We start from the raw sequence: 10491 nt of genomic DNA, 5'->3' as shown, positions 1-10491 counted from the left end.
TCGGGTTCGGCTACTGGGTTGAATATGGGGGTTGCTTGCGGGGCGGGTGTTGGTTCGGGTGTTGGTTCGGGGGCTGGGGTTGGTGTTGGTGTTGGTGTTGGTGGTGTTGTTGGTGTGGGTGGTGTGGGTGTTGGTTCCGGTTCGGGCGCGGGTATAGGCGTCGGCGCGGGTATAGGCGTTGGGGCTGGTTCCGCTGCGGGTGTGGGTGTTGGTGCGGGTGTGGGTGTGGGTTCCGGCGCGGGGGTCGGTGTTGGGGCTGGTTCCACTGCGGGTGTGGGTGTTGGTGCCGCTGCGGGTGTGGGTGTTGGTGTGGGCGCGGGTATAGGCGTTGGGGCTGGTTCCGCTGCGGGTGTGGGTGTTGGTGCCGGTGTTGGTTCTGGCGCTGGTGTGGGTGTTGGAGTTGGTGCCGGTGTTGGTTCCGGCGCGGGGGTGGGTGTTGGAGTTGGTGCCGGTGTTGGTTCCGGCGCGGGGGTCGGCACTGGTGTCGGCACGGGTATCGGCGCCGGTATGGGTTCCTTCAGGGGAATGAGAGAGACAGTGGCGACTGCAGCACTGGTGGCGCCGAGGTTGTCTGTCGCGCTGTAGGTGAAGTTGGCCCCTGTGAAATTGCCGGACGCCTGGAAGAATAACTGCGTCATTTGCTCGGCTGTCAGGGTTTGACCTGCCGTGACGGCGACTCCCCCCGTTGCGGGGTCGCCCAAGAACAGGATGCCTTGATTTGCCGGCGCCAGGGTGCTGATGGTGAATGTAACCACTGTGCCGTCTGAGTCTCTGCCTCCGAGCCCGCTAATTTGGACCACGCTGTTGGGCGCTAGCGCAGCGTTGCTGCTGTAGGCTGATGGAGGTTGGTTGGGTGTGGGTGGGGCGAGTAAAATGGCGGTGGTGACAGTGGCTCTGGACTCGGAACCGTTGTTATTGCTGGGTTGCGGGTCAAAAGTGATTGATCGACTCTGGGAAGTATTGCTAATGGTGCCGGTCGCTGGAACGACTAATGTTACCTCGCGGTTGATGTTGCTGCCGCTAGTCAAACGGGGAATTGTTGGGAAGGTGACAACCCCTGTCACTGGGTCGTAAGTGCCGTTATCGGATGCGCTGACTCCCGTTAAACCGGGAATGATGCTGTCTGTAATCACTACGTTTTCAGCAGCATTCGGCCCATTGTTGGCGGTAGTTATAGTATAAGTCACGGAACTACCAGCAGGAGCAGATGTCAGACCGCTTTTGGACGTAACCAGGTCGGCCACAGAATCGATCGAGGTAATAACTTGCCCCCCCGCCTGACCGGGCAATGCTAATGTCGAGCCGTCGTTATTCGTCAAGTCCGGGTCAAAAGTGTCCGATCGACTCAAGACAATGTTGGTGATGCTCGTCAGGGTAGGCGGCGGTACAAAACTCAGGCTGCGGGTGACGCTGCTGCCGCTGCCTAAAGTCGCGATCGCTGGGAACTCGATCGCCCCTGTGGCAGGATTGTAGGTTCCGCCATCTGACATCCTGACATTAGTTAAGCCGGGAATTAGGCTGTCAGTAATGACTACGTTGGTGGCGGGACTCGGCCCGTTGTTGGTAGTAGTGATTGTATAAAGGAGCGTGTCGCCCACCTTGATGCTGGCCGGAGCCGTTTTTTGGGTGACAACATCGGCTACAGCATCGATCAAGGTAATAACTTGCCCCCCCGCCTGACCGGGCAATGCGACTGTCGAGCCGTCGTTATTCGTCAAGTCCGGGTCAAAAGTGTCCGATCGACTCAAGACAATGTTGGTGATGCTCGTCAGGGTAGGCGGCGGTACAAAACTCAGGCTGCGGGTGACGCTGCTGCCGCTGCCTAAAGTCGCGATCGCTGGGAACTCGATCGCCCCTGTGGCAGGATTGTAGGTTCCGCCATCTGACATCCTGACATTAGTTAAGCCGGGAATTAGGCTGTCAGTAATGACTACGTTGGTGGCGGGACTCGGCCCGTTGTTGGTAGTAGTGATTGTATAAAGGAGCGTGTCGCCCACCTTGATGCTGGCCGGAGCCGTTTTTTGGGTGACAACATCGGCTACAGCATTGATCGAGGTGGTGACGGTGGCGTTGGGGTTTGTACCGTTGTTGTTGGCCGGAGTGGAGTCGGGGGTGATGGAGGTACTTCTGGCCGTGTTGCTTATGGAAGTTAGGGTGGGCGGTACTGTGAAGTCGATCGTCCGGGTGACTGTCTCCGCGTTGGCTATTGCCACGGGCGCGAAGGTGACAATGCCGGTTACTGGATCGTAAATGCCACCGTTAGATGCCGTGACTCCGGTTAACCCCGGAACTATGCTGTCAGTGATGGTTACAGCTTCAGCAGGACTTGGGCCTAAGTTGACTGTGGCGATCGTATAGCTGACCGAACTACCGGCCGTAGCACTCGTAGATCCGGTTTTCGTGGTGACCAGATCCGCGTTGGGCGCAATACTTGTCGTCACCGTAGAGTTGGTGGGAGTGCCGTCTTTGTTGGTTGTCGAGCCGTTGTTGTTAGTGGCGATCGGATCGAAAGTCGCCGCGCTACTCCGGGCCGTGTTGCTGATGGCGGTACTGGTGGCTGGGGCAATGAAACTGATGGTGCGGGTCGCAGTAGCCGCATTTGCCAGGGCCGTCAGTGCTGGGAAGGTGACAATGCCCGAAACAGGGTCGTAACTCCCCCCGTCCGATACGCTGACTCCTGTTAAACCCGGAATAATGCTGTCCGTGATGGTCACATTGGCAGCGGGGTCGGGCCCCATGTTAGTCGTAGTCAATGTGTAGGCGACGCTTGACCCGGCGGAGGTAGTCACAGGCCCACTTTTGGTAGTAACTAAATCCGCGACTGTATCAACAACAGTGGTAAAGACTACACCAGGCCCCTCGATTTGCCCTGGCGCGAGTACACCGCTGTTGTTGCTGAGGTCGGGGTCGAAAGTCGAGCTAGTGCTGAATGCAACGTTGGCAAAACTGCTACCGCTGGTTAAACCGGGCGGCAAATCAATAGTCAGGGTGTAAGTCAGAGTCTCACCCGCATTGAGAACCGGAATTAACGGCCAGGTGACTGCCTTGGTTTGGTTCACGTAAGTGCCGTTGTTAGAGGCAATCAGATCCGGTGGCGCTCCGCCCGGACCCAGCAGTTCAAAAGGTATTTCGTCTTGAATCAGAACATTTGTAGCAGGCGCTGGCCCCCTGTTTACAGTAGTAATCGTGTAGGTAATGCTGCTTCCGGGCTGGATGAACTGCGGGCCGGTCTTGATAGTGGCAACCTCAGCGGCGATACTGGGAGGATTGATAGTTTCAACTACCAGGTTTTGAAGTTCGTGAATGTTGTTGGCGCCTCCTGTGGAACTACCAAAACCAAATTTGAAAATTGGCGGTACTGGGCCGTTTTCGGTTGCTAAGTTGGGGATGTCGATCAATGTAGTTTCGTAGATGTCGTCGAAATTTTCATCGAAGGCAACGGTGAGGCGAGAAGGATTCACCGGATCGTTAGAGGGATTCAGCGTAATTTGAACGGATCTTTTGGCTAAATTGCGATCGCTCGTGAACGTATTGCTGAAGTTAAAACTGCTGCCCGGTTCAGGGCCGCTAAAGTCAATGCTCGTAGGAATGTTATCGATGCCGAAGGGAACGATCGCATTTGTTAAAAACCGATAACCGTTTGCTTGATTTCCTCTAACAGTTACTGAATCAGGTCTGAAAGAACCAATAGAGGAGCCGGGAATTGGGGGTGGCTCAGGGCCAGAGCGCCCTTCTGTGGATGTTGAAAAATTGCCAAACTCGTCAAGCCCAATGCCTAAATAACCTCCTTCAATACCGGGTATACCCGTTCGTGGAGCGTAAGCCAGAGAACCGCCATAACCCCCAGTCCTGGTTGGGCTGGCAGTGCCGTCAATCAAGAAGAAACCCAGCCCGTCCCCTGGCTGAGGGCTAATAAATGGGCCCTGAGCGTTATATTGCTGGCTTGAACCGTAAGAATAAAAATCAAACTGGACTCTGAGACCGTCGGTTGAAGGAATGGGGTTGTTGTAGATGACAAAGGCTTCCCTATCACCTGCTGCTGGAGTTAATTGTAGAGCGCCATCGCCGGGACTCGAACCGCCCAAAGCCGGAAGTACGCCGGATACTGTGCCTCCGGTAATGCCGGGGATAAGTTGCTCGGCTGCTGGAAGGTCGCTGCTGGGATCGAACAGTGCCCCGTCGTTTCCCCCGTAAATCCAAGGCCCCCTAACTGTGGAGTTTTTGAAAGTTTCGTTAACTAATGTGCCGAGGGCGTAAGGGTAGGCTTCGAGCACTTCTTTTTCAATGGCGATTCTCGCCTTTATTTCGCCGATCGCAAATTTTAATTCCCAGTCGCCGCCGAGTGTCGCACTCCCCGTCAAGTTGTCGGAAGCTGCAATATCTGCACCTACCATCAAGCTTAGCCGCCGCACGAAGGCTTCGCCGCTTTCCCCCGCTGCGACGCTGCACCCGAATAACAAGATATCTCCTGTTTCGCTGAGGGCTTTTCCCCACTGCTGTAACAAATGGCTGTAGGTTTGTAAGTTGTCGTTGCAGAGTTCGATCGACCCTAGCTGCACCAGAGCTTCTCGACCGTGAGAAACTATCTGAAGGCTTTCTAAATCGCTGCAATTAGCCAAAATTCTAGTAATTTGCTCGACTCCATCCCGCCTCGAGTCCAGTACAAATACCTCTGTATCGGCTGTTGCTCCTCTTGCTAAGCTGTCGAACTTTTCTACTCTGGCATCGAGAAACAGTACATTTTTTATAGTCCGAGGGGGCAACCACGGGGGGTTTTCCCTTACATTTGCTCGCAAAAATTCTCTGTGGGGATGCCCAATTCTCGTGCCCCCACGAAGTTTCTGGGACAGGGGCAACCACGGGGGGATTGCCCCTACTATTTTTACTGGTTTTATTGGTTTTTTATGATGATAAGTTGCTGTTGTTCGAGATTTTGCGCCCGCAATCCTTGCGGTGGAGTCACATATTATTGAAGTGATAAAGATTGGTTTGTTGCAGATGCTTTGCATGGTAAAAGTGTCTCACGGATTGTAGATGATGTACCCATTTCCAGATGATTATTATCACCTATTGAAAAGGTTGAATTGCAGACTAAGAGGCTCTGCTGCTTGACTTGGAGAAAGAGCAACAAGCGAATTTAACTCAGCACAAAGCAGTGCTATCTTAATATTTGATAGCATGGCAAATATGACCTGCTGAAGCGCTGAGGATTTGGAGTTTAAATCCCCATAATCTATCTATCGGGCAATACGGTTCAGATAAGCCCGATCGCCCCTAAAAAAAGGGCAGGACAAGAGTGTTCTCTCCCGCCCTGGGAGGGAGATGCGAGGCGGATCTCTGAGTAACAAACAGTGTTAAACCAAGCGTATTGGCTTATAACTGGGTTGTATCATAGATTTTTAGCTAAACCCGCCCCCACCAGATACAATGTTTTTTTGCCCTTACCTGCATATTTGAAGGCTAGATAGCAACGGTAAGGAATTGGTAAAGATTCTTGAAATTAACAGTTTTGGTTACAAACTTTAACAATAATGATTAAAGTCAATCAACCCATCCTAAAATCTCTAAATCTCTGCCACTTCTTCCGTCAGAGTGAATGAATCCTCCTGTATTTATTGTTTTAAGCACTGCATAGCCCTTAACTGAACCGTATTGATCTATCGGGTGATATTTTGCCTTCGACTTTTTTCTTTTCTGGTAGCGAGTGTATCTGTTACACAGCTCTAACATCGCGCAGTAGATAAGAACACGAGTTCTCAAAAATTTACTTGATGAGGTTTTCTGTAGCTCGTCTAATGCACTTTACTTTGCAGATAAAACTCACTATTTCTAGACGTATAAACCTGGTTGGAGGGACGAAAAGACTTCTTTGCAGCCCTCGCTCCCGGTAAACAAATCGGTTTCTTTGGTTTTGGTGTGCAAGCCCTGTTCACAATAGCAACCACACATTAATTAGGGAGTGATAGCCGTCACATAATTATGCCGGCATTGCCCGAAGTGTCATTCAACTGAGATCTTTTACCATTCTCAATAACCTTCCTATGGGGGGTTCTCCTGCCCAGCCCATAATAAAATTCACTTGTTGTGGAACAGGCCAGAAAGCCTATTCTTGAAAATGGTGCAACATATGAGATTCAATTGAAATTGGCATACCCTGTATCGACGAAGCGTCTTAAAAATTCATGACTTGGAGTCTGGAGATAGCAATCTAGGTTTGAGACTGTTTCGCGACGATCGCAAAAACAGATTAGTACCCCCCCACAAGCAACTTCTCAAACTGTCAACAAGCGAGTCTTCGAGCGGGTTTCTGTTTAAGATAAATGCTCTGGACAATTTTTCGTGCAGAATTTTTCATGATGTTTTGGAGAAACTGATTTGCAGATTTGCGCCTCAGCTACTTACGATTTTTGTTGGCTAATTTTCTTAACTGCAGGAGTTACGCCCAGGAGACTATAAACCCAGTTTATGCCTAGATTTCTCGCCGCCTAACCAAAATTTATCATCTAAACATGGTTTCTGATCGTAAGTCCTCAACTAGAAAAACACCGATCGCAATTTGCGTGTTATGGCAACTGTAACCAAGCAATAATGCTCGATTAGGTTTTAATTGCTGAGTTTGGGCGTGGGTCGTCCAAAACAAGCTTCAACAATAATCCTTACACGTAAGTACATATTAACTCATTGATTACTACATCCGCAAATAGGCGTAGATACAAGCACCAATATAAGCTATATCTTTTGATCCCGAACGTCAAGAGTTCTGGCTTGGTAGTACCGACAATCTTGACAGGGCCCAGAAGGATTGACAGCGCAGCGAATGTAATTAGAGCGGGCGTTATACTCGCAAGTGATATCGCCGATCGCATAACCGAAGCTTGGTATGTAAGTGCGATCGGCAGTTTGTAGTTGAGTTCGTATGGGTCTATTCGCTACCGCAAGTCTGGCCGCTGCAATTCTGTCGCGGGCTTGGCTCTGGGCAGAGCGCATCACCCACAAAGACAGCAGCGACGGAGCTAAACCTATGAAAATAATTAGGAGAGCAGTTAGCACATTTTCAGAGCTTATGTGGAGAATATTTGTTTTAATTTAAGCTATGGCAACAGAAAATTCTCCCCGAAAAGACGGTTTTAAATAAGAAAAGTTCCCGATCAATTCTCAAACTATGCCGCCCGTGTGTTAACCGTTAGCTGGCTGCTGAGGAGGGCGATCGTTGTTGATGCCGCTTTCTTCCTAAAGCGCATCGCCAGGGCCCAACCAAAGCAGAGACGCAGGTATGGTGTGATATTATGTCTGCTCAATTACCCCCACTAAAATAGGTTTGTAGTGACGAATGGAAGTCCTGATAAAAATTAGAGGACTTGGATTCATCACTACAAACGCGAGATCGGTTATTTTGCCAGACTAGATATGAGAAACCAAGTCGAGTTCAAAAACAACCAAGGCAGAACATGGGGCAGCTATTGTTTGAGAAACTGGTTGCTCTCCAAAACCAAAACGGTTAAACCTTAGCAATATCCCCCGCTAAATCCATCAACGAACCCGCACCTTCCACCTTAGCAACATCTAACAAAGTCTTCAAAACTGAATCGGGATTCAAACTAATCGAATCAATGCCCAACTCAACCAAGAAACGAGCAAACTCAGGATAATCGCTGGGCGCTTGACCGCAAATCCCAATCTTGCGATCGTACTTCTTGGCGGCTTTAATGGCAATTGCTACCATGCGCTTGACAGCTTCATTCCGTTCGTCAAAAATGTGTGCGACTAAAGCAGAATCCCGGTCTAATCCTAATGTTAGCTGAGTTAAATCGTTAGAGCCGATCGAGAATCCGTCAAAAACTTGGGCAAATTCGTCAGCAAATATGACATTGCTTGGCAATTCGCACATCACATACACTTGCAAGCCGTTTTCGCCCTTGACTAAACCGTGTTTTGCCATCTCGGCCAACACTTTTCGCCCTTCATCCGGGGTGCGGCAAAATGGAATCATCGGAATCACATTTATCAAGCCCATTTCGTCGCGAACTCGCTTTAATGCTTTGCATTCCAAAGCGTAAGCTTCGCGGTAATTTGGGTCGTAATAACGAGAGGCGCCGCGCCACCCGATCATCGGGTTTTCTTCCTTGGGTTCAAACTGCCGCCCGCCCAAAAGATTAGCATATTCGTTGCTCTTGAAATCGCTCATCCGCACGATAACTGGATTTGGATAAAATGCGGCAGCAATTGTGGCAATTCCGTGGGCTAGTTTGTCGGTGAAGAAATCGGGTTTGTGTTGGTAAAGTGCTGTCAGTTCGGCAATTTCTTCCTTGACTGATTCATCCACCAATTCGTCAAAGTGAATCAGTGCCAGCGGGTGTGCTTTAATGTGATTGGCAATGATGAATTCCAACCGCGCTAAGCCTACGCCGTCGCAAGGAATTGCTGATAAACCAAAGGCTTCTTCTGGATTCCCGACATTCATTAAAATTTGAGTGCGGGTACGGGGTAAATTCTCGATCGCAGTTTCTTGAATTTCAAAAGGAAGCAAACCGGCATAAACTTTGCCTTCGTCTCCTTCGGAACAAGAAACAGTGATTTCTTGATGGTTTTTCAAGATTTGGGTGGCATCGCCGGTGCCGACAATGGCGGGAATTCCCATTTCTCTGGCGATGATGGCTGCGTGACAAGTTCGGCCACCGGAATTGGTGACGATCGCACTTGCTTTTTTCATAATCGGTTCCCAATCCGGGTCTGTTTTGTTGGTAACTAAAACTTCTCCTGATTGAAATTCAGCGATTTTGTGAACATCTAAAATCACGCGGGCTTGGCCTTGTCCGATTGACTCGCCAACGGCGCGTCCTTTTGCTAAAACTGCGCTGCTACCTTGCAATTTGTAGTTTCGCAAAACTTTAGCAGACTTTTGAGATTGTACTGTTTCGGGTCGCGCTTGGACAATAAACAATTCGCCGGTATTGCCGTCTTTTGCCCACTCAATGTCCATCGGGGTATAAGTCCCGCGCACTTTAGAGTAGTGTTCTTCGATGACTACGGCCCATTTGGCTAGTTGCAGAATTTCATCATCTTGGATGGCAAATTTGTTTTTTTCGGCGGCGATGACGGAGACGTTTTTGGTGTATTTAGAACCGCCGATATCGTACACCATTTTGAGTGTTTTGCTGCCGAGGCGTTTGTCTAAAATCGGGCGAAAACCTTGTTTTAATGTTGGTTTAAAGACGAAGTATTCGTCGGGGTTGACGGTTCCTTGGACGACGTTTTCGCCTAATCCGTAGGCGGCGGTGACTAATACGGCGTTTTTGAATCCGGTTTCGGTGTCGATGCTGAACATGACGCCGGAGGATGCTAAGTCCGATCGCACCATTTTTTGGACGCCGACTGATAGGGCGACTTCAAAGTGGTCGAAACCCCGCTGTTGGCGGTAGGAAATCGCGCGATCTGTGAATATGGAAGCAAAGCATTTGTGACAGCATTCGAGGACGCCAGCGCAAGCTTGGACGTTGAGGTAGGTTTCTTGCTGTCCCGCGAAACTGGCGTCGGGTAAGTCTTCGGCGGTGGCTGAGGAACGCACTGCTACGTCTGTACTGTCGCCGTAGCGATCGCACAATTTTTCGTAAGCATCCGCGATCGCCGCTTGGAGTTCTCGCGGAAATGGTGTGTCAAGAATCAGTGCCCGCGCTTGCTTGCCTTTTTGTCGCAGGTTCTGCAGATCTTCTACGTCTAAATCGGCAAAAATTTCGCGCAATTTAGCTTCTAAACCCGCTGACTGGATGAAGTACCGGTAAGCGTGTGCTGTAGTTGCAAATCCGTTGGGAACTCTAACTCCTTGGGCGGTTAACTGTTGAATCATTTCGCCCAAAGAAGCATTTTTACCGCCTACTAATGGGATGTCGGCGATGCCGACTTCATCAAACAACAATACTAAGGCTTTTTCTTTGGGAATTACACCGGGTTTTTGTTCAATTGCTAAATTTTCGATCATTGCTTTTTTCCTCTCAACTTCATCTCAGTTCGGTCAAAGGACAGTAAATAAAATACAGTTTATTGGGAATTGTAATTTTGTTACAAAAATTCTCAAGTTTTTTCCTAGGCTGTATCAACCGAGTTTTCGATTGCCTCTATTTCAAGATTATCACTTTTTGGCTAAATAGCAAGGCCTGTAGAGATATTTGATTTGATTGCAAAAAGTAAAGAAATCGCAGTAATGAGTTTATGTAAGGTATTATAAAAGAAGTGGTAAAAATATGAATAGCAAAGATAGTTCCCACCGCTTTTTTGGCGTTGAGCGCTCATTGGTCTGTGGATATCGCTCGGATTGTGTTTGTAGCGGAATCCAAGGGCAACAAAGGGTGGGGTTCGATCGCGCGATCGGCTGAACCCGCCCAAAAACCGATACTTACTTTCCGACAAGAGTCGTGAGTCGCCCAAAATTGGAGATTCTAGTTCCACATCCCCGATTCATCTGTGGACTAAATCTAAAATCTAAAATCGTGTCAC

3 protein-coding genes are annotated in these 10491 nt (G+C 49.5%); all 3 read right to left on the bottom strand.

Features of this window, described 5'->3' with window-relative positions:
• The coding region (locus QUA83_RS17505; RefSeq protein ID WP_333294723.1) for a DUF4347 domain-containing protein at positions 1 to 4763 on the bottom strand (4763 nt) is incomplete at its 3' end.
• Positions 4764 to 6729: 1966 nt separating this feature from the next.
• On the bottom strand, positions 6730 to 7050 hold the full coding sequence (locus QUA83_RS17500; RefSeq protein ID WP_333294721.1) for a DUF6464 family protein: 321 nt from the start codon (positions 7048 to 7050) through the stop codon (positions 6730 to 6732).
• Positions 7051 to 7498: 448 nt separating this feature from the next.
• Positions 7499 to 9976, bottom strand: coding sequence for a phosphoenolpyruvate synthase (ppsA, locus tag QUA83_RS17495; RefSeq protein ID WP_333294720.1), 2478 nt, complete (start codon positions 9974 to 9976; stop codon positions 7499 to 7501).
• Positions 9977 to 10491: the final 515 nt, after the last annotated feature.

The organism is Microcoleus sp. K1-B1 (assembly GCF_036704705.1).
Lineage (GTDB): Bacteria > Cyanobacteriota > Cyanobacteriia > Cyanobacteriales > Microcoleaceae > Microcoleus.
Note: the sequence above shows the minus strand (reverse complement) of the source record. Positions and strands in the feature narration are given on the sequence as shown.

Bases quoted from the DNA above. Each gene is read 5' to 3' on its own strand.
- ppsA (WP_333294720.1), bottom strand. From the start codon at position 9,976: ATGATCGAAAATTTAGCAATTGAACAAAAACCCGGTGTAATTCCCAAA.